At 52.1% G+C, this 20,833-nt stretch carries 22 protein-coding genes; 9 read left to right on the top strand and 13 right to left on the bottom strand.

All coding sequences use genetic code 11. The annotated features are described in order from the left end of the window. Positions 1-5: 5 nt before the first annotated feature. The 3 genes from Q9292_RS06130 to phoB form a co-directional block, all read right to left on the bottom strand. Positions 6-983: a glycosyltransferase family 2 protein gene (locus Q9292_RS06130; protein ID WP_275356638.1), complete on the bottom strand. Its 978-nt coding sequence runs from the start codon at positions 981-983 to the stop codon at positions 6-8. Between the two features lie 45 nt (positions 984-1,028). Further along, entirely contained in the window at positions 1,029-2,657 is a 1,629-nt protein-coding gene (locus tag Q9292_RS06125; RefSeq protein ID WP_313985992.1) for a hypothetical protein, read from the bottom strand. 112 nt (positions 2,658-2,769) lie between these two features. Continuing rightward, on the bottom strand, positions 2,770-3,477 hold the full coding sequence (phoB, locus tag Q9292_RS06120; protein ID WP_194749295.1) for a phosphate regulon transcriptional regulator PhoB: 708 nt from the start codon (positions 3,475-3,477) through the stop codon (positions 2,770-2,772). Between the two features lie 267 nt (positions 3,478-3,744). Between phoB and Q9292_RS06115 the strand changes: the two genes are divergently transcribed. From Q9292_RS06115 to nusB, 3 genes are read left to right on the top strand one after another with little or no spacing between them, the layout of a single operon-like run. Next, positions 3,745-5,307 (top strand): OFA family MFS transporter, encoded by a 1,563-nt coding sequence (locus Q9292_RS06115; protein ID WP_409934475.1) that lies wholly within the window; start codon positions 3,745-3,747, stop codon positions 5,305-5,307. A 60-nt stretch (positions 5,308-5,367) separates the two neighbouring features. Continuing rightward, complete coding sequence (gene ribH / locus Q9292_RS06110) at positions 5,368-5,817, top strand: 6,7-dimethyl-8-ribityllumazine synthase (protein WP_194749293.1); 450 nt, start codon at positions 5,368-5,370, stop codon at positions 5,815-5,817. Next, positions 5,814-6,284: a transcription antitermination factor NusB gene (nusB, locus tag Q9292_RS06105; protein WP_194749292.1), complete on the top strand. Its 471-nt coding sequence runs from the start codon at positions 5,814-5,816 to the stop codon at positions 6,282-6,284. Before ribH ends, nusB begins: the two co-directional genes overlap by 4 nt. Before the next feature lie 99 nt (positions 6,285-6,383). On the opposite strand, the gene Q9292_RS06100 is transcribed toward nusB, so the two are convergent. The 5 genes from Q9292_RS06100 to Q9292_RS06080 all read right to left on the bottom strand — a co-directional run bounded on the left by Q9292_RS06100 (position 6,384) and on the right by Q9292_RS06080 (position 10,761). After that, the gene (locus Q9292_RS06100; RefSeq protein WP_313985983.1) at positions 6,384-7,130 is read right to left on the bottom strand and encodes a UDP-2,3-diacylglucosamine diphosphatase; all 747 of its coding nucleotides are present in this window, start codon (positions 7,128-7,130) and stop codon (positions 6,384-6,386) included. A gap of 3 nt (positions 7,131-7,133) precedes the next feature. Further along, positions 7,134-7,628 (bottom strand): peptidylprolyl isomerase, encoded by a 495-nt coding sequence (locus tag Q9292_RS06095; RefSeq protein ID WP_313985980.1) that lies wholly within the window; start codon positions 7,626-7,628, stop codon positions 7,134-7,136. Positions 7,629-7,672: 44 nt separating this feature from the next. After that, positions 7,673-8,200 carry a peptidylprolyl isomerase gene (locus Q9292_RS06090; RefSeq protein WP_409934474.1) on the bottom strand — a complete coding sequence of 176 codons (528 nt, stop codon included), beginning with the start codon at positions 8,198-8,200 and terminating at the stop codon, positions 7,673-7,675. Positions 8,201-8,235: 35 nt separating this feature from the next. After that, the gene (locus Q9292_RS06085) at positions 8,236-9,483 is read right to left on the bottom strand and encodes a L,D-transpeptidase family protein (protein WP_313985977.1); all 1,248 of its coding nucleotides are present in this window, start codon (positions 9,481-9,483) and stop codon (positions 8,236-8,238) included. A gap of 120 nt (positions 9,484-9,603) precedes the next feature. Beyond that, positions 9,604-10,761, bottom strand: coding sequence for a tetratricopeptide repeat protein (locus Q9292_RS06080; RefSeq protein ID WP_313985975.1), 1,158 nt, complete (start codon positions 10,759-10,761; stop codon positions 9,604-9,606). A gap of 266 nt (positions 10,762-11,027) precedes the next feature. Here Q9292_RS06080 and cysS point away from each other — a divergent pair, with 266 nt between their 5' ends. Together cysS and argJ are read left to right on the top strand one after the other, a co-directional pair. Beyond that, positions 11,028-12,389, top strand: a complete 1,362-nt coding sequence (gene cysS, locus Q9292_RS06075; RefSeq protein ID WP_313985972.1) for a cysteine--tRNA ligase — start codon at positions 11,028-11,030, stop codon at positions 12,387-12,389. 37 nt (positions 12,390-12,426) lie between these two features. Next, positions 12,427-13,653 carry a bifunctional glutamate N-acetyltransferase/amino-acid acetyltransferase ArgJ gene (argJ, locus tag Q9292_RS06070; protein ID WP_313985970.1) on the top strand — a complete coding sequence of 409 codons (1,227 nt, stop codon included), beginning with the start codon at positions 12,427-12,429 and terminating at the stop codon, positions 13,651-13,653. A 147-nt stretch (positions 13,654-13,800) separates the two neighbouring features. On the opposite strand, the gene arfB is transcribed toward argJ, so the two are convergent. Continuing rightward, positions 13,801-14,202 (bottom strand): alternative ribosome rescue aminoacyl-tRNA hydrolase ArfB, encoded by a 402-nt coding sequence (arfB, locus tag Q9292_RS06065; protein WP_313985967.1) that lies wholly within the window; start codon positions 14,200-14,202, stop codon positions 13,801-13,803. A 19-nt stretch (positions 14,203-14,221) separates the two neighbouring features. Continuing rightward, entirely contained in the window at positions 14,222-16,168 is a 1,947-nt protein-coding gene (locus Q9292_RS06060; RefSeq protein WP_275356628.1) for an ATP-dependent DNA helicase, read from the bottom strand. Between the two features lie 174 nt (positions 16,169-16,342). Between Q9292_RS06060 and Q9292_RS06055 the strand changes: the two genes are divergently transcribed. Then, positions 16,343-16,897 (top strand): C40 family peptidase, encoded by a 555-nt coding sequence (locus Q9292_RS06055; RefSeq protein WP_194749282.1) that lies wholly within the window; start codon positions 16,343-16,345, stop codon positions 16,895-16,897. A 46-nt stretch (positions 16,898-16,943) separates the two neighbouring features. Here the strand turns inward: Q9292_RS06055 and Q9292_RS06050 are convergent, their stop codons facing one another. Further along, entirely contained in the window at positions 16,944-17,231 is a 288-nt protein-coding gene (locus tag Q9292_RS06050) for a SelT/SelW/SelH family protein (protein ID WP_275356627.1), read from the bottom strand. A 172-nt stretch (positions 17,232-17,403) separates the two neighbouring features. Here Q9292_RS06050 and Q9292_RS06045 point away from each other — a divergent pair, with 172 nt between their 5' ends. Genes Q9292_RS06045 through Q9292_RS06035 form a run of 3 tightly spaced genes read left to right on the top strand, consistent with a single transcriptional unit; the run spans position 17,404 to position 19,871 of the window. After that, on the top strand, positions 17,404-18,831 hold the full coding sequence (locus Q9292_RS06045) for a S41 family peptidase (RefSeq protein WP_194749280.1): 1,428 nt from the start codon (positions 17,404-17,406) through the stop codon (positions 18,829-18,831). Between the two features lie 54 nt (positions 18,832-18,885). Further along, the gene (gene coq7 / locus Q9292_RS06040; protein WP_275356626.1) at positions 18,886-19,527 is read left to right on the top strand and encodes a 2-polyprenyl-3-methyl-6-methoxy-1,4-benzoquinone monooxygenase; all 642 of its coding nucleotides are present in this window, start codon (positions 18,886-18,888) and stop codon (positions 19,525-19,527) included. Positions 19,528-19,553: 26 nt separating this feature from the next. Continuing rightward, the gene (locus tag Q9292_RS06035; protein ID WP_194749278.1) at positions 19,554-19,871 is read left to right on the top strand and encodes a DUF2322 family protein; all 318 of its coding nucleotides are present in this window, start codon (positions 19,554-19,556) and stop codon (positions 19,869-19,871) included. A gap of 47 nt (positions 19,872-19,918) precedes the next feature. Here Q9292_RS06035 and Q9292_RS06030 read toward each other — a convergent pair whose 3' ends face one another. Both Q9292_RS06030 and Q9292_RS06025 read right to left on the bottom strand, forming a co-directional pair. Continuing rightward, positions 19,919-20,326 carry a VOC family protein gene (locus Q9292_RS06030; RefSeq protein ID WP_275356625.1) on the bottom strand — a complete coding sequence of 136 codons (408 nt, stop codon included), beginning with the start codon at positions 20,324-20,326 and terminating at the stop codon, positions 19,919-19,921. Positions 20,327-20,374: 48 nt separating this feature from the next. Continuing rightward, complete coding sequence (locus tag Q9292_RS06025; RefSeq protein WP_313985955.1) at positions 20,375-20,800, bottom strand: OsmC family protein; 426 nt, start codon at positions 20,798-20,800, stop codon at positions 20,375-20,377. Between the last annotated feature and the right edge of the window lie 33 nt (positions 20,801-20,833).

The raw sequence follows: 20,833 nt of genomic DNA, 5'->3' as shown, positions 1-20,833 counted from the left end.
GACGCTTAGCGGGAATCCGCTGATGGCGCAGGCGTGACGACTTCTGCCACAATGTAGGGTGGCCGCCCTTTGACCTCATCGTAAACACGTGCCAGATATTCGCCAAGCACGCCGATAAACAACAACTGCACACCAGACAGGAACATCATGCTGGCGACGACCGTGGGCCATCCAGGGACAGACTCATGAAAAAACAGCGCATCAATGACCACCAGCAGACCATAAGCAAACGCCAGAATAGCCAGGGTGGCACCAGTCAGGCTGGCCAGACGTAAAGGCAACACCGAGAAACTGGTAATGCCAGTCCAGGCCAAGGCAATCAGCTTGAGTTTTGAATAAGCACTTTCACCATGCAACCGCGGCAATGGGGTGTACGGAATGCCGATCGACTTGTAGCCAACCCAGGCATAGATACCTTTCATGAAGCGGTTGCGTTCTGGCAGTGCACACAGCGCATCGACCACTTTACGGTCCATCAGGCGGAAATCACCGGCGTCGCGTGGGATTTCCACATGGGTGCTGCTACTCATCATGCGATAAAACAGCCGAGATCCCCAGAGTTTGAAAGGCGATTCCTGCTCGCGGTCCTGACGCACGGCATAGACCATGTCATATCCCTCCCGCCACTTTTCCAGCATGGTGTACATCAGATCTGAAGCGTGCTGACCATCGGCATCCATACAAATGACGATCTCACCCTTGGCATAAGTCAGGCCAGCGCTGATGGCATTTTCCTTGCCAAAGTTGCGGGAGAACTTGACCAGGGTCACACGACACTCGTCCACCAGCGACTGCACCACAAGTGAGGTCTGATCTCGGCTACCGTCATCCACCACGACAATGTCCCAGTTGGGCGACATTTGCTGCAAATCTTGCCGGATATTTTGCAAGGTTTTTGCAATATTTTTTTCTTCGTTGTAAGCAGGCACCATCACCGTCATATGCGGCTGGGCAGATTGGCGATGGCTAACAGCAGTGGTCATGGCGTCATACTCAAAAATAACTGGGACTATTGTAGCGGATTGCGGTTAGTTTTTGGCTGGCGTCGCTTTGCGATCCGCCCCTTGCAAGTGACGACGGTCCTTGACTACCGCCAGCCACATGCCATCGCGCTGGACGCCACTGATGAGTTTGCCTTGCATGACCTCGTGGCAATGCATATTGGTGGTGGAGAGGAAAAAATCTGCTTCCTCCCAGCGACGGGTGACACTAAAACGGCCATCCAGATAGGGCTCGATTTGCGGCGTGTCCACACAGGCAGCCACCCAATAAGGCTGGGCGCGCGCGGGCAAATGCAGGGCCGTGAGTTGGGCCGCAGCCGCCCGCAAGGCGCTGGACCAGTAATCGCCCTCCCACTTGAACTGTGCTTGTACCTGATCGCCGACCAGACGATTCAACCTGACGTATTGATACGGATGCATTTGCACAATATCCACCAGCGTTACCAGCATGAGTCCGGCGATAACACCCGCCCACAGCGCCTGCGCGTGATAATGCAAGGACGATGTGCACTGCACGCAGGCCTGCCAAACCGCGCGCACAGACCAGGCAGACAAGATGGCCAGCAAGGGCAAGATAAAGGTAAAGTGTCGGACGCCATTGTACAAAGCGGGACGGTCATCCATGACAAAGACCAACGGAAACAGGATGCCCATCAACAGCGTATACATAGGCATGCGTGTTGCATTGTCGGCCAGGCGCAGTGACCGTCTATTCAGCAGCCATAGCAGGACAACCCCGGCAAACGCCAATAGCGCTGCCTCAGGCAACTTCACCGCCAGATACTGGAACAAATAGCTGCGTGGAACTTCGCTGATGTTATACACCACCCCGTTGGCGATGGTTTGCATATTAAAGTCAAAATGGGAGAACGACTTGGCCGCCTCCAGCATGTTGTCGGCCTCGATCACGCTCCACGGCCAGCACATGGCCATAAACACAAACGCCAGCACTGCCGCAGGCAGCAACACCCACACCATACGCACCAGGCGCGAAAATATCGGGGTATGCAGTTGCCTGTGATCGAGCCAGGCCCGCAGCATGACCAGCAAAACCAGGTAAATCACGGCAAAGGCGCCGCCCACGCGCAAGCCAAGCGCACCGCCGACCGCAAAGCCAAGCAGGACAATGACTCTGCCACTCACCAGTTCCATGTCGCGCACCACCAAGGCGGTGGCATACAGCGCCCACAGCATGCAGGTCGCAAACGGAACATCTTTGGTATGGGTAAACATGGTGCCTGACCACGACACCGTCAAAAACAACATGGTCATTGCCAACAGTGCCAGACGGGGGCCGCCTAGCAACCGGCCAAATTGCGAGACACCATAAAAACCAAGCAAGCCAAACAAGGCCGAGAGCAGGTGTCGGATATCCCAGATCATGACCGGGATATAGGGGTCGAGTGCGGCCGCGATAATATCGAACAGGCCGCCATAGAGATATAGATTACGGTAATGAAAAGCGTCCTGGTCCTTGAATCCCGACTGATACCAGTCGAGCAGCATTTGGCCATAGGTATGCTGCACATACTCATCATTGCTGATGCCATGCTGACGGAAGGTCAACGCCACCCATGCGACCAGTACAAGCCAAAACAGCCGGATCAACCAGCGGTAAAGTGACTCATTCAAGGAAGCATTTGCAGCAGCGTTCATGGGCCTTGCCATTAAAAAAATGAAACAGGCGCAAGCGTATCACGACACCCTGCCGGATGGTAGAGCAAGACCCATGGTCTTGCTCGTATTTTGTCAAATTAAGGAAGAATGCTTATTGCGTACCAGGATCGGTATGCACGGAGAAACGGTAGCCTGAACCGCGGACAGTCTGAATCATTTCCTGATGATTGGAGGCCACCAGTGCGTTGCGTAAACGACGGATATGCACATCCACGGTACGGTCTTCAACAAAGACACGGTCACCCCACACCTTGTCCAGCAGTTGCGTACGGCTATGCACACGCTCCGGATTGGTCATGAAGAAATGCAGCAGTTTGAATTCGGTAGGGCCCAGTGGAATATGGACATTATGACCAGTCACACGATGGGTAGTCGGGTCTAGATGCAAGCCGGCAATTTCAATCGGATCATCTGTCATCTGCGGCGCACGTCTGCGCAACACGGCCTTGATGCGTGCATTTAATTCACGCGGGCTGAATGGCTTGGTCACATAATCATCCGCACCCACTTCTAGACCACGCACCTTGTCAAACTCATCGCCGCGGGCAGTGAGCATGATAATCGGCACTTCTTTGGTCATGCTGTCAGATTTAAGCCTGCGCGCAAACTCGATCCCGCTCATGCCAGGCAACATCCAGTCCAGTAAAATCAGGTCTGGCATCGTTTCGCGTAACAACATTTGTGCATGTTCAACGCTGGTGGCACGGATAGCATGATGCCCCGCCTGTTTGATATTCAACGCCAGCAATTCCTGGATCGCCGGTTCGTCTTCTACCACCAAAATATTCGCTGCAGCCATGACACTCCCTTCGAGCAATATTGAGATCAAACTACTTAATTGAATGCTCGCCAGTTTATGAATGAATTATGACATTTTAATGACAACATCACATAAATTTAATCAAGACTGTTATTGCCTTTTGGGGCAAATTGTAACAATATGTAACAGACGTAAATGAGGGGCTTTATCTTGATTAATCTTTCCAAAGAACACATTACAGCCGGCAATCAGTTTAATCGCTGGCTGGTACCGCCAGCCGCATTGGCAGTACATCTTTCAATAGGCATGGCCTATGGGTTTAGCGTGTTCTGGAAACCGTTAGGCAATGCATTGACCGGACCAGACGGCAAACCTGTTGCCGCCTGTGCTGCAGGCGCATCCACTTTCGCCGACAAATTGGCCGGCACCGCAAAAGCATTGACCGCCACCGACTGTAACTGGACCCAGTTTGATCTGGGCTGGATGTATACCTTATTTTTTGTCTTACTTGGCTGCTCGGCGGCCATTTGGGGCGGCTGGCTGGAACGGGCAGGACCACGTAAAGCCGGCCTGGTAGCCATGCTTTGCTGGTGCGGTGGTTTACTGATTTCGGCGCTGGGCATACACCAGCATCAACTCTGGATGATGTGGCTGGGTAGCGGCGTCATCGGCGGCATCGGCTTGGGGCTAGGCTACATCTCACCCGTTTCCACCCTGATTAAATGGTTCCCAGATCGGCGCGGCATGGCGACCGGCCTGGCGATTATGGGCTTTGGCGGGGGCGCCATGATAGGCTCACCTCTGGCGACTAAGCTGATGGCGATGTTTGCCACACCGACAGACCCTGGTGTCTGGCAAACGTTTGTGGTGCTGGCGCTGATTTACGCGGTATTCATGACTTGTGGTTCGCTGGGTTACCGTGTCCCCGCCGCCAACTGGAAACCTGCTGGCTGGACGCCACCCGATGTACAACACAACCGACTGGTAGCCACCCGGCATGTACACTTGAAAAATGCCCATAAAACGCCACAGTTCTGGCTGTTATGGCTGATTTTGTGCATGAATGTGTCCGCAGCCATCGGTATTATTGGCGCAGCAGCGCCGATGTTACAAGAGACCTTTGGTGGCGTATTGATAGGCCAGCCACAACTGGGCTTTGCCGAGATCAAGGCAGACGAAGCATTAACCGCCACAGCAGCCGCTGTTGGCGCAGGCTTTGTCGGTCTCATTTCGCTGTTCAATATTTTTGGCCGTATCGGCTGGGCCACCTCTTCCGATAAGCTGGGGCGCAGAACCACTTACTTTATCTTTTTTGTGCTGGGCATCATGATGTATGTCTGCGGCACCTATGCCGCCAACCATCATCAACTAGCCTTGTTCCTACTGGTGTTTTGTGTGATCGCCTCCATGTACGGCGGCGGCTTCGCGACCATTCCCGCCTACCTGGCAGACCTGTTTGGCACGCAGTTTGTCGGTGCGATTCATGGCCGCCTGTTAACCGCCTGGTCGACCGCAGGGATTTTGGGGCCCGTCATCGTCAACTACATGCACGATGTGAGGCTGGAGGCTCATGTTCCGTATGCAGACATTTATGCGCCGATATTCATGACGCTGGCGGCTTTGCTTGGGGTGGGCTTCACGGCCAATTTGCTGGTCCGGCCAGTGGCAGACAAATACTTCATGTCCGACAGCGAACTGGCGGCTGAACAGCAAAGCGGCAAAAAACCGGCAGACAACGCAGTCAGTCTGGCTAAAACAGATACGCCAACACCTGCCATACTGGTAAAACTGGCCTGGCTGGCGGTACTAATCCCCATCAGTTACGGCATCTGGATGACCGTACAAAAAGCCTGGTCATTGTTCGCATAATCCGTAAAGCAGCCGTTTGGGTTAAAATAGCACTTTTATGTGTTAACCCACGGACTCAAAGTGAACAAAATTGCCCAAAATCTGGACGGTACCGGTAAAAAAATCGGTATCGTTCTTTCCCGTTTTAACGACAACATCGGTGCAGGTTTGCTTAACGCCTGCGAACAAGAACTGCTCAAACTGGGCGTCGCTGCTGAAGATATTACGCTTGCCAGCGTCCCTGGTGCGCTTGAAACGCCCCTGATTCTTCAACACATGGCGCTGTCAGAAAATTTCGATGCCCTGATTGCCCTGGGTGCGATTATCCGCGGCGAGACCTATCACTTTGAAGTGGTGTCCAACGAGTCCGCGCGTGGCATTTCCGAAGTGCAGCGTGACACTGGCGTGCCCGTGGCCAACGCCATCCTGACCACCGAAAACGACGAACAAGCCGAAGCACGCATGGCCATCAAAGGCGCTGAAGCTGCACAAGTCGCGATTGAAATGGCCAATCTGGTGAATGCACTATGAGTGCTGATCAGGCAGCACCCAGCAAAAGCAAAGGTAGCAAAAATCGCCGCAAATCGCGTGAGCTGGCGCTCAAGGCCCTGTACCGCAACCGTATGAATGCGGGCGACGTCAAACAACTGCGCCTGGACAGTTTGGATGACCCGGACTATTTCAAAGCGGATGAAGCGTATTTCAAGCAACTGCTGACCGGGGTACTCGAGCAGACCGAGCAAATCGACGCCATGATCGGCCAGTTTATTGACCGTCAACTCGAAGAACTGAGTCCAATCGAACATGCCATTTTGCGTATTTCAGGTTATGAACTGATGTTTGATGTCAGCATCCCGTACCGGGTCGCGATCAATGAAGGCGTGGAGCTCGCCAAAGCTTATGGTGGCATAGACGGTCATAAATACATCAATGGCGTCTTGGATAAAGTCGCCGCGCAAGTCCGTCCACATGAATTTGGTCAACAAGTCAAAAAGTAATTCTTTGACGGTTTGAACCTGGATCTGACATAAAAAAGACAGCGCTTAAAAGCGCTGTCTTTTTTATGTGCGGAGTGAGTAAGTCACAAAAAATAGCAATTACGCATCAAGTGATAACGTCACTAACTGCATTTCAGCAGCATCCAAACGTGCCACCACTGCGGTGTCGTGCCAATCCCCCAACACCCAACGCTCACAGGCATGCTGATCGACCAGCAAAGGGTGTATCGCTGGACGGTGTGTATGACCATGCAACAACACATCCGGATAGTGATTATCGCGGATCAACTGGTTGACCGCCTCGCCATTCACATCCATGATCTGCATGCTTTGGCTGGCTTTGTTTTGCGCACTCTGGCTACGCGCTTCTTGGGCAAAGGCAATGCGTGCTGCCAACGGCTGCGACAGAAAAGCGTGTTGCCAGGCCGGACTGCGCACCTGCTGACGAAATTGCTGATAAGCCACATCGTCCGTGCATAGCGCATCCCCATGACTCAACAGAATACTTTTGCCTGCCATCTGCAAGCGTGCAGGGTCTTGGAGTAACGTGAGGCCACAGGCTTGAGCAAAGGCATCCCCGATTAAGAAATCGCGGTTGCCATGCATGAAATAAAGCTGAATCCCTTGTGCTGATAAAGCCCTAAGCGCCTGGACGACTGGCAAAAATGCTCGGCCATACTCGGCGTCTTGCAGCAGGTCGTCACCCACCCAGACCTCAAAAAAATCACCGAGAATATACAATGCGTTGGCCTGACTAACCACGGTGTCTAGCCAATGCAAAAAAGCCTGCGTTACCGCAGGCCTTTGCGCACTCAAGTGCAGATCAGAAATGATCCAGGTGGTCATGCCCTAGGCAACCAAAACTGCTTTTTCAATCACCACAGGTTCAACCGGCACATCCTGATGACCAGCGCGGCTAGCTGTTTTGACTGCTGTGATTTTATCCACGACGTCCATGCCTTCGACCACTTTACCGAACACGCAGTAACCCCAACCTTGAGTGGTGGGTGCGCTAAAGTTGAGGAAATCGTTATCTTTCACGTTGATGAAAAACTGGGCAGACGCTGAGTCTGGCACCATGGTACGTGCCATGGCAATGGTATATTTGTCATTGCTGAGGCCATTATCGGCTTCGTTTTTGATCGGCGCGTCAGTTGGTTTTTGCTTCATGTCGACATCAAAGCCACCGCCTTGAATCATGAAGTCTTTGATCACGCGATGAAAAATCACGCCATCATAAAAGCCTTTTTCTACATAGCTCAAAAAATTAGCGACCGTGATCGGTGCTTTTTCTGCGTTGAGTTCTAGCGTGATATCGCCAAAGTTAGTCGTCAGTTTGACCAAAATATTCTCCGTTGATTAAAGGTTGCGACAATCAATAAGCTCAATTAATTGACTATCGTTGCACGTTTGATGATGACCGTACGATAGGGCACATCCGAAAAACCGCGCTGGTTACCTGTCGGTAAGTTGCTGATTTTGAATACCACATCCATGCCAGACACCACTTTGCCGAAGACACAGTAGCCGATACGGTCTGGTTCCGGGCTGGTGTAATCCAAAAACTGGTTATCTGCAACATTGATGAAAAACTGGGCGGTGGCCGAGTTAGGGTCTGGTGTACGGGCCATGGCAATCGTGCCAGTCTGGTTGATCAACCCATTAGCCGCCTCATTGACGACGGGCGCGCGGGTCGGTTTTTCGTTGAGGTCACGGTCAAAGCCTCCGCCCTGAATCATGAAACGGCCAATCACACGATGAAAAATGGTATTGCTGTAAAAACCGTCTTTCACATACTGCAAAAAGTTATCCACGGTTTTAGGTGCCTTGTCACGATAAACCTCTACCGTAAAATTACCCTGATTGGTTTCAAACATGACCTGCGTTGCTGCAATGGCCAGATTCACAGCCAACATCAAGCACACACCTACTAATTTTGACCACACACGCATTAAGCTGATCCTTCGTAAAGAATTTTCCATTCACCGTTTTCCTGCACCCAGTACTGCCGTTTTTTCATGACATTCCTGAGCGCAGCGCTAATATATTCCTGCTCAAAGTCTACGACCACCATATTGCGCTTGGCGTTCGGATAGGTGAACATACTGACATCAGACAAATTGATATTGACCTTGGGCTTGGACGCTTGAATCTGGCGTTTGTAACTGGCCCATTTAGACAAATCACCATCAGAGTAAAAGAAGTCAGGCGTGTAGTGCGACAGATAAGCCTCTGTATTTTGCGCCATCCAGTCTTTACGCCAGCGCTCGATTGCCTGTTTGAGATCAGCCTTGGCACGATCTTGCTGGCGGGCGGACTCGGGTGTCACCCATTGAAAATCCACCCCGATTACCACGGGCGTATTGCCAGCTTGCAAAATACCTTGCAACGCTTGCATGTCAGGATTGGACAACACAACACAGCCATCGCTGGCCCTTGGCGGACGGCTGTAGGTATCGCGTGGCGTGCCATGAATCCAGATCCCCGAGCCTGTTTTACGCTCGTAGCTATCTATTTCGTTCGGGTAGTTGAGCGGATAAGCCGCATCGCCATACAAATCTGGTAAGGGACGGTTCAGTTTGCGCGAGGCAAAATACACACCAATAGGTGTGCGTTTGTCGCCCTGGTCTTTTTTGCCGATGCCATTTTTTCCTATCGTGACATAGTAGTCAGCCATGTACTTGAGCTCATTGTCATTGCCTTTTTCGTAGACATAGACACGGGAGCGTGCGGTATCGACAAACAGGACATGGCTTTGTTTTTCGGACAACTCAACCAGCAGATTGGGTTGGGTCAAGCCACGATTGCGGTCAAAGTAATTACGAATCCGAATCTCGGCTTCTTCTTTGAAGTCCTGGATACGGCTGACATCGGCGACATGCGCATCGCCAAAGCCATGCAGGATTCTGGCTTTGGCGGATAAGAGATCGCCATGAATCAAGTGCGCCAGTGCAAAATTGGGAGAGATGGCGAGTAACTGATCGACATAATCCAGCGCCTGTTGCAAATGACCTTCTTTGATAGACTGCAAAGTCTGCACCAACATGCGCTCTACCGCATTGGTGTTTTTGCTTTGCATGAACAACCTGGCGGTTAACGCCTCATGGTTAACCGCAGTTGCATTCCAGGGCAAAAGCGCAGCGCTGACAAACGCAATACAACAGTACTTTCTCAACCGACTCATACCATGATTATACAATTGTTTCAGTAAAAACCCGTGTGCTCAGGCCCCAGGCGCCGCAGTGCGGCTTTGGTGTGACCCGCCTCAAGAACACCAGCATGCATCATGCAAGAGGCCCCCAGAGGCAAGTGCGCCAATTTAAAACTTGCCTACACGCTCTTGCTGAATCAACCAGCGACCACCTTCTTTGACCATATTGAGTGTTTTGTTTGAGTTCGCATCCAGGCCGGTTGCTTTATAGGCCTGACGGAAGGTGACTTTTGCCTTGCTGTCGCCCTCCATCCTGACATCGATATTGCTCAACTTGACCGAAATTTTACTTGGCCGGCTCACGCGATCACGACGCGTGGATTCCCACTGTTTGCGCGGCTCACCTGCGGGTGTTTTAAAATCTTTGGCATAGCTGTTCAGATAGCGCTCTACATTTTGTGCCTCCCAAGCATCCGCCCAGGCGTTTACCGCATCCAACACTCCGCGCTCGAGTTGTGCCGACGATTTACTGTCGGCAGATTTAGACTCTGTTGGCTTGGACTCAGCGACCTTGGACTCTACTGGTTTTGGCTCAGCCGGCTTGATCTCCTGCGGTTTTACTTCAGTGACGACCGGTTTTTTAGTCTCTGTCACGGGAGAATTATTGGTCACAGGGGCGGTCGCAGCCGGTGGCGTCACCGCTGCCGGTGGATTCACAGCCGCATTATTGGTGGGCGGCGTAGGCGATACGCTCGCGGCAGGTGGTACAGCTGTCGCTGGACGCGCTTGCGCACGCTTTCCGCCGAACAGATCCGTAATCATGGCCAGCTTATTCTGCGCACGGCTATTTGAAGTATCCAGCTTGAGCGCCTTGTCATAAGCCTCAGAGGCCAGACGTGCATAAATATCGCCCAGATTCTCATGGGCCGTGGCATAACTTGGATGCGTTTTGATGGCAGACTCCAGCGCTTTTCTCGCTTTGTCATATTGCCCCTGATCCGCATACAGCACGGCCAGGTTGTTATAAGGCTCAGGCAGGCTAGGATATTTGTCAGTCAATTCGGTAAAAGCCTTGATCGCTTCGTCCCGCTTGCCCAGCTCGACCAGAATCACGCCACGCATAAACATGGCTTCGGCATTTTTCGGGTTGGCTGCCAAATAGTTATTCACGCGATCCAGCGCTGCTGCCTGATTGCCCTGCTCAGAGAGCTGGTTGATTTCGCGCAACTCGACATTGGTTTGACCGGCCAGCACGGTATCGGAGAAGGCCGCCTGGCTTAAAAAGACGCCAAGCACGAGTAAATATTTTTTTAATGTTGCGTTCATGAGCTATTACCTGGGTAATCGTTGATTTTTATCAGTATGTTATACTCGGATTGTACTAGAGACAGTGCAAAATTAGGTGAATATGCAGACGAATTACACATCATTTTGTGTTTGGCGTCGCCTCAACCACAACAAGCTGATCAAGCAAGGGATTGTTTGTAGACTGTTTTAGGCAAAACATGCAGCCTGCCTGCTTAACACCAATTAAACACCAGACTATTTCTGCTAATTTTATCACGCATCCATCCTTCTTCAATTTCATTCGCATGCTAAAACTTTACAACACCCTTACACGCAGCAAGCAAGACTTCAAGCCGATTCAGCCCAACCAGGTAAATATGTACGTCTGCGGCATGACCGTGTATGACTTTTGCCACTTGGGACATGCCCGCGTCATGGTGGTGTTTGACATGGTGGCGCGCTGGCTGCGTGCCACTGGCTATCAAGTGACATATGTACGCAACATCACCGATATTGACGACAAAATCATCAAGCGTGCGAACGAAAACAATGAAACCATCCAAAGTCTGACGCAGCGTTTTATTACCGCCATGGACGAGGACTCGGCCAAGCTTGGCATTTTGCGCCCTGACCTTGAACCACGCGCAACCGAACATGTGCAAGGCATGCTGGACATGATCAGCAAACTCATAGACAAAGGCTTTGCTTACCAGGCACAAAATGGTGATGTGTTTTACAAAGTGCGCAGCTTTAATGATTACGGCAAGCTCTCCGGCAAAAGCCTGGAAGACCTGCGTGCGGGTGAACGCGTTGAAGTCGATAGCTTCAAACAAGACCCGCTGGACTTTGTGTTGTGGAAGTCCGTCAAACCTGGCGAACCTTACTGGGAATCCCCTTGGGGCAATGGCCGTCCCGGCTGGCATATTGAATGCTCGGTCATGAGTGCCGCCCATCTCGGCCAGCACTTTGATATTCATGGTGGCGGGCAGGATCTGCAGTTCCCGCACCATGAAAATGAAATTGCCCAATCCGAAGCCACCCACGACTGCACCATGGCCAACTACTGGATGCACAATGGCTTTGTGCGGGTCGATGACGAAAAAATGTCCAAATCGCTGGGCAACTTTTTCACCATCCGTGAAGTGCTGGAAAAATATGACCCAGAGGTCGTACGTTTCTTTATTCTGCGCGCCCATTACCGCAGCCCGCTTAATTACTCTGACAAGCACCTAGATGATGCCAAGGCCTCGCTGACCCGCCTGTACACGGCCTTGCGCGGGATTAAGGTCGATGCATGTGAGATCGACTGGCAACAACCGCAAGCGGCCAAGTTCCAGGCAGCCATGAATGACGACTTCAACACCCCAGAGGCGATTGCCGCCTTGTTTGAACTTGCCAACGATCTCAATAAAGATAAATCTGCGACCACCGCCGCATTACTAAAACAATTGGCTGCGATTATCGGCTTGCTACAACGTGACCCGGAAAGCTTTATGCAAGGCGACACCGGTAGCACTAGCCTGGATATTGAAGGCATGATCAGTGCACGCATCGCCGCCAAAACAGCCAAGAACTATGCCGAGGCCGACCGGATTCGCAAAGCCCTGTCTGAAGCAGGCGTGATTCTGGAAGATACGCCTCAAGGCACCACCTGGCGTCGTGCCTGATTAAAAACAACTCATTAGCAATCACGAAGGAACTTGGATGCCCGTTAAACTGACTGCTCCCGCTGCCGGGACCCTACTGCCTGTCAAAGGCGTCAAACTTGGCTTTGCCCAGGCACATGTCCGGAAGCCCAACCGTAAAGACATTCTAGTAATGACCCTGCCTGAAGGCAGCAGCGTGTCAGGGGTGTTTACCCTGAACCGGTTTTGTGCGGCGCCAGTGACGGTGTGTAAAACGCATCTGACACTCAACAAAGGCATTCGCGCCCTGTTGGTGAATACCGGCTGTGCCAATGCAGGCACAGGCCAGCAAGGGCTGGATGATGCACTCGCCAGCTGTATTGGTGTGGCGCAGGCGCTCAATATCAGCCCGGAACAAGTGCTGCCGTTTTCGACTGGCGTGATTCTGGAGACGCTGCCGATGGACCGCTTGTTAGGTGGCATCCCGAATGCAGTCGCCAACTTGCAGGAAGATAACTGGTTAAATGCGGCCGAAGCGATCATGACCACCGACATTGTGGCCAAGGGCACTTCCCGCCAACTGACCATAGACGGCAAGCCGATCACCATCACTGGCATCAGCAAGGGCTCTGGCATGATCCACCCCAACATGGCAACCATGCTCGGTTATATCGCGACCGATGCGGCCATCGCACAATCAGCCCTTGACAGCATCATTCAACATGCTGTGAACAAATCGTTTAACTGCATCACCGTCGATGGCGATACCAGCACCAACGACAGCCTGATTCTGATGGCTACCGGCAAGGCTGGCAATGCCATGATCACAGAACAAAGCCCTGAGTTTGCGGCTTTGCAAACCGCCCTGACCGACGTTGCGATTGAACTGGCACAAGCGATTGTGCGTGATGGCGAAGGCGCCACTAAATTCATGACGATTCAGGTTGAAGCAGGCAAAGATGAAGCGGAATGCCGTAAAGTTGCTTATGCGATTGCCCACTCCCCGTTGATCAAAACAGCCTTTTTTGCCTCAGACCCTAATCTGGGCCGGATTCTGGCCGCCATCGGCTACGCAGGTATCGAAGACCTTGATGTCAACACCATGCAACTCTATCTGGGAGATGTTTTGGTTGCCGAAAAAGGCGGCCGTGCAGCCAGCTATGTCGAAGAACAAGGCGCGGCAGTCATGAAAGAAAGTGACATCCTGGTGCGTGTGGTATTGAATCGCGGCGCGGCGAATGCGACTGTATGGACCTGCGACTTTTCTTATGACTATGTAAAGATCAATGCCGACTATAGATCCTAATAGTTAGCTGACTGCCTCATCGGTAATGAGGCAGTCACAATAAAAAAGCCATCACACGCCTTCCCATGCTTTGTGATGGCTTTTTTATTTTGCTCACGCAAAAAACGCTTTCAACCCATACAGCGGCCAAACAAAGGCATGTCTTGTTTATACCTCATCCAGCACCTTGCCCCTGCCCTGTTTAACGACTCCACGTAACAACTTTCCGGTCACCCGTCTTTTTTTCGAAGCCAGTGTTGGCCGGGTCGCATGGCGTACCGCGTGCACATGACTTGCCGCTTCGACAATCGCATGCAACCGGGCAATCGCATCGCGTTTATTCGCTTCTTGCGTGCGGTATTGTTGCGCCTTGATTACCAGCACACCTTCTGCACTGATGCGCTGGTCTTTGCGACTGAGCAAGCGGGCTTTCACGGTCTCACTGAGGCTGGAGGCTGGGATATCAAACCGCAAATGGATGGCAGACGAAACTTTGTTGACGTTTTGACCGCCTGCGCCCTGGGCGCGAATGGCAGTGAGGGTATATTCGTGAGCAGCAATCTCAAGCATGGCGCACAATCCTCACAAATCAAGAAACCCCATTGATCACTGCAAAGAAGTCTTCCACCTCTTGTTGCACACGCGTGCGTTTGAATGGAGGCAGACTTTGCCAGATACGGCGTCCATAAGGTTTATCCACCAAGCGCGGATCGCAAATCATCAATACGCCGACATCCTGCTCATCCCGAATCAAACGCCCGGCGCCCTGCTTGAGGGTAATCACAGCATAGGGCAACTGGTACTCCATAAAGGCATTCTTGCCTTCGGCGTTCATTTTGTCGATGCGGGCGGCCAGGACCGGATCATCGGGCGGGGCGAACGGTAGTTTGTCGATGATGACGCATGACAGCGCCTCACCGCGCACATCCACGCCCTCCCAAAAGCTTTGCGAGCCGACGAGGACGGCATTGCCGTGACTGCGGAAACGGTCCAGCAATTCGGTGCGATTGCTCTCGCCTTGCATCAGCAGGGGGTAATTGAGGCCAAGTTCTTCAAACGCATTTTTGAGCAGCGCATGCACTTCGCGCATGGCCTTCAGCGAGGTACACAGTACAAAAGCACGGCCACGGCTCGCTTGCAGCACCGGCAAGCTCACAGCAGCGACCGCAGCAGCATAAGCGCTGCTATTGGGCTCAGGCATCCCTGTAGGCACGTAAAGTAACGCTTGCTGACCATAATCAAATGGACTTTGCCAGTGCCGGGTTTGCGCCGCCAACAGCCCCATCTGGCTCTGGTAATGGCTAAAATCACTTTTAACGGCCAGCGTGGCTGAGGTAAAAATCCAGGCACGCGGCTGCGCATTGAGTTGCTTGCCAAAGCCATCCGCCACACTGAGGGGGGTCGCATGTAACTGTACACTTTGGCTAAATACCTCGACCCAGCGCACAAGATTGGCGTGATTGCCTTTCAACCAGGCTTGCAACAGGGCCAGCAATGCTTCACCGCGTTGCCAGCACTTCTCCAGCAGCGGATCACGACCAGCTTGGGTTTCTAGTACCGCGGTCAGGGCGGCGAGTGTTTCCAGCATGCGCTGAAAAGCCTCATCAAAATTTTTCATGGTTTGCGCCTTTTGTGCCGGCATACGCGAACCTTCAAACTGGAACACCAGCCTGAAATCTCGGCATGCCTTTTCCAACGGCGGCACCGCTTCACTCAGTGCAACACAATCCTTGGCCAGGCTCAAGTAAGCCATCTGACTGTCCCGCGCCAGATCCATCAACTGTGAGGTGGAGATATCCTCGCCAAAAAAGAGACCAGCCACCTCAGGCAATTGATGCGCCTCGTCAAACACCACGGTATTGGCGCTGGGTAACAACTCGGCCACGCCCTCATCGCGCAACATGACATCAGCAAAAAACAAATGATGGTTGACCACGACCACATCAGCTGCCAGCGCCTGCTTGCGTGCTTCCATGACAAAACATTGCTTGTAAAACTGGCAATCTTGGCCGACACAGTTATCGCGGGTGGAGGTCACTTGTTGCCAAACGGTCGCTTGTTCCGGTACTTCGACCAACTCTGCTTTGTCGCCAGTCTGGCTATGTTCAGCAAAGCTTTGCAGGATAGGAATATATTGTGCGTCCTCGCGCGACTGAAAGCGCCCTTCTTGGCTGGCACGTTGCAAGTGATAATGGCAGAGATAGTTGGCGCGCCCTTTGAGCATGGCAACAGACACGGGCACTTTGAGCGCTTCGCGTACCGCTGGCAAATCCCGTTGAAAGAGCTGATCTTGCAGGGTTTTGGTGCCGGTAGAAATAATGACCTTGCCCCCCGACAACAGCGCAGGCACCAGATAAGCATAGGTTTTACCGGTGCCGGTGCCAGCCTCGGCGACCAACTGCTGTTGCTGCTCAATCGCTTCGGCGATGGCCAGCGCCATTTCCTGTTGCTGCGGGCGGCTGCGGAAATCGGGCATGGCTTGTGCCAAAGACCCGTTTTCTGAAAATGCCGAACTGACTTGCTGCGCTAAAGACATGCGTAATTATCCCATGAGCATCGCCAAAACAGACAGCACTTTTGCGACTTTCAGTCAGTCAAGCAACGTACAAAAGGCGCCAAATACTTGCATATCAATATAAAATATGGCATGGTTTAGCCTGTAAAACTTTTTAAACCGCTTCAAATTCAATATAACAAGCCCTTGATTGTGATGAATAAATCCATTTTCCGGCTGGCAGCCTTACTCGTGAGTGTACTGCTCTGCCAGTGCAAAAGCGTTGCCGCGCCCGGGGATGACAAGCGCTGGCAAAACGCCTACAGCTACTCCCAAGCGCAGGTGATGGAGAGTCAGTCCGGCGTCTCTGGCAGCTGGTCTGAAAAGGTCGAGGAAATCATGATCCGCGCCTTAAGCCTGACCGGGGTCAATTACAAATATGGCGGACGCAGCCCTGAAACAGGCTTTGACTGCAGCGGCTTTGTACAGTATGTGTTCATGAACGCTGCGCAGATTGCGCTCCCCCCTTCAGCCCGTACCATTAGCGAAATGGGCAACACCGTCAAACGTGAGGAATTGCAACCGGGCGATCTGGTCTTTTTCAACACCCTTAAATCTGCGTTTTCGCATGTGGGCATTTATGTCGGCAATAACCAGTTTATCCACGCGCCACGCGCGGGGGCAAAGGTACGCATTGAAAACATGGATGAGCGCTATTGGAAATCGCGCTATAACGGTGCCAAGCGACTTGAGGTAGAAGCGTCTCAATAAACGTCATCACCTCTTCAGGATGACGACCAGTCTCGCTCAAGCCCGCTTAAGGACTGACGGGCGTATCGCTGTGCCCGAGCGAACGCTCGGGATCAATCACATCACGGATCAGCTGTTTCAACTCCTTGGCTTCTGGAAAGCGCCCTGCGGCTTTGCGTGAAAAAATCACCACACCATCACAGCGCACCTCCAAAATACCGCCCGTTCCAGGGACGAGATTGACTGACTTCAAATCGCCATCAAACGTGGTTAACAGCTCCTGCGCCAGCCAGGCAGCCCGTAACAACCATCGGCACTGTGTACAAAACTCGATTTCTACGATAGGCTTTTGCATGTTTTTCTCTAAACAATTATTTGCTAGAAGAGTATAGTCAATTTTATTGAAATAGCGGAAAATGAACTTAACAGCGTTCTATCTACTCTCTGCAACAGGCTGACATCAACTGATGCATCCTGATTCTGAATAAAGTAATATTCTTCGCTTATTTGATCACACAAGGCATGGTATGCGTTCCAAATTAGAAAAGTTCGGCTTGCTGGGTGCAGGCGTATTTGTAGGGATTCTGGTCAGTATCAATATTTCTGCATGGGCAGACCGGACCTCAGTCTCTCAATTACCTATTGATGAATTACGCGTCTTCGCCGAAGTCTTTGCCAAAGTAAAATCTGATTACGTTGAGCCTGTAGAAGACAAGAAGCTGATCAACGAAGCTTTATCCGGCATGCTGCAAGGCCTGGACCCTCACTCAACCTTTATGGATGCCGATGCTTACAAAGAGCTGCAAGCAGGCACGCAAGGTGAGTTTGGCGGACTGGGGATTGAAGTCGCCATGGAAGACGGCTTGGTCAAAGTAGTTACGCCAATTGAAGATAGCCCGGCTTATAAAGCAGGTCTCAAGTCTGGTGACCTGATCATGAAACTGGATGATGCCCAAGTACGTGGCATGACGCTGAATGATGCGGTTAAACGCATGCGTGGCGTTCCAGACACAAAAATCACATTGACCGTGATTCGTAAAGGCGAGGACAAACCGCTGACCTTCACCCTGACACGCGCCATTATCAAGTCACAAAGCGTGAAGAACAAATGGATTGAACAAGGTTACGGCTATGTTCGCATCACCCAGTTCCAGGAACGCACTGGTGAAGATTTGGCCAGAGCGCTCAAAAACTTGCGTGCAGAAAATAAAGGTCCGCTCAAAGGCTTGGTGCTCGACCTGCGTAACAACCCAGGCGGTTTGCTGGATGCGGCCGTAGGCGTCTCTGCCGCGTTCCTGCCCAAGGATGACCTGGTTGTGTACACAGAAGGTCGTGTCGCAGACTCCAAGATGCGCCTGAATGCAACTCCTCTGGATTATGCGCGTCGCGGCAAGTCTGATTACCTTAAAGATTTGCCAGAAGAGTTTAAATCGGTGCCTATCGTCGTGCTGATCAATGCCGGCTCAGCCTCTGCTTCAGAGATTGTGGCTGGGGCGTTGCAAGACCACAAACGCGCAACCATTATGGGCATCCAAAGCTTTGGCAAGGGCTCTGTGCAAACCATATTGCCAATGAACAATGGCAGCGCAATCAAACTGACCACAGCGCGCTATTTCACGCCAAACGGCCGTTCGATTCAAGCCAAGGGCATTGTGCCGGACGTGACGGTGGATGATGGTTCCGATCCTAGCCTGAGCCTGCATGAAGCAGACTTGAAGCGTCACTTGTCCAACCCGACCGATGGCAAGAATGCGACTGACAGCAAATCCGTTGACGAGGCAAAATCACGGGCCGCTGCCGAAAAACTGAAGGAAGAAAAACATGCTGAAACACGTGGCCCGATTGAGCCAGCCACTCAGGATGACTTCCAGTTTGTTCAGGCTATGAACTTACTCAAAGGCTTGCCTGTTCAAAAAGCGCCAGAACCTGCTAAAGTAAGCGCAACCAAACCATAATGTTCTGCCTGTTTGCACCCGCAGGTGTGAACAGGCCTTACTTGAGACACCACTATGCTGAACTTGCCGCCGCTGACACTAGACAAAGCCATCGCCGTCATGGATATGGGTTTGCGTACGGTGTTCAGCCCGGCAGTCTCCAGCCGCCCTTACCCACCCGCGGAAACCACCCCCGACACGTTAAGTGACCGTGAACGCAAACATGCTGCGGCACTCATGCGCATCAATCATGTTGGCGAAGTCTGCGCACAGGCCTTGTACAGTGGCCAAGCCCTGGTTTCACGTGATCCGGCCAATGTAGAAGCGCTTAAACAAGCGTCTCGTGAAGAGGTGGATCATCTTGCCTGGTGCGAACAACGGATTCAAGAGTTGGGGGGGCGCAAGAGTCTGCTCAACCCGCTCTGGTACGGTGCCAGTTTTGGCATGGGTATCACAGCCGGCCTGCTTGGCGACAAGTGGAATCTGGGCTTTCTGGCGGAAACAGAACATCAAGTTTCTGCGCATTTGCAAAGTCACCTGCAACAGCTCCCGGCTCACGATACCGCATCCAAAGCGATTGTGGCGCAAATGAAAGAAGACGAAGAGCACCATGCACATACCGCAGAGCAACTGGGCGGCGCCAGGTTGCCAGCACCAGTCAAACTGGCCATGCGGCTGGCTTCAAAAGTGATGACGCGCACCGCGTATCACTTGTAATGATTTGTAGTAACCTAGAGTCAACCATGCAAAAATTTAGTGACAATCTTCTGATGCTGGACAGTGCGGATCACGTTAAACGCATTGAACTGTATGATGAAAGCAATCAGCCTGCCGGGATCATCGAGAACAAACCTGGCACCCAAGGCTCCATCAAGATTTACCATCATCTGTTCAAAGTCTTTGGTGAAATTAACACCGATGCAGCGGTAGAGGGATTGGCCTTATACGCCGAACATACCGAGGATGCGGAAGATCATCCAGGCAAGCATCCCAATATCGACCGCTTGCTCAATGTGTTAGATAAAGAGCTAACGCTCAATATCAAGCTCATTACCGAGTAGCTCCAAACAAAAAAGCCTCTAACACTAGAGGCTTTTTTAATGTCCAGTCACGCAATCGCCGCGAGATGCCGGACGATGGGCGGGTGATAGATAAACTCGAGCAAATGGCCGACACTGTCGAGGCAGTAAAAGCCACGAGAGCCGTCCCGATGGCTTTTTGGCGCTTCTGTAATGCGCACATCATGCGCCACCATATGCGCATACCAGTCATCCACCGCCTGCGCATCTGTCAGCACAAAGCCAATATGATCCAACCGTTGCATAGGGTCCGGTGTATAACTGACGCGGTGCAAGGCAAACACATCGCCATGATTGGTCAAATACACATTGTCAGGATCGGGCTGCCACTCGATTTGCATGCCCACCACCCGCGTGTAAAAATCCACGGCTGACTCCAGCTCCTTGATAAACAGCGCGACGTGACGAATGCCTATCATGCCTTTTGGAATACTCATGCCACGCTCCGTTGATTGATCATGTCAGCCAGTGTCATCATGCGTAGATTACTCAAAGGTCGGCGCCTTGATTTCGAAGCCGTGCGTGATCTCGCAGGCTTTTTGCAGCATGATGCTGGCCGAGCAATATTTTTCGGCAGACAGTTTTACCGCACGCTCCACTTGGGACGCATTCAGGCCTTCACCCGTCACCACAAAATGCACATGAATTTTGGTAAACACCTTGGGCACCATATCAGCACGCTCTGCCTGAATCTGCGCGACACAATCCACAATGGGCTGACGGGCTTTCTTCAGGATCGTCACCACGTCAAATGAAGTGCATGCGCCCATCCCGATCAGCAACATCTCCATGGGACGCATGCCAATATTACGGCCACCATTTTCTGGCGCACCATCGAGTACCACGGCATGGCCTGTTTCAGACTCCCCGACAAAACTGACCCCATCTATCCACTTCACCTGGACTTGCATCTAAACTCTCATTTCACAAGGATAAAAACGTAT

This window comes from Methylophilus sp. VKM B-3414, assembly GCF_032248435.1.
Taxonomy (GTDB): Bacteria; Pseudomonadota; Gammaproteobacteria; order Burkholderiales; family Methylophilaceae; genus Methylophilus; species Methylophilus glucosoxydans.
This window is presented reverse-complemented; position numbering and strand designations above follow the sequence as displayed.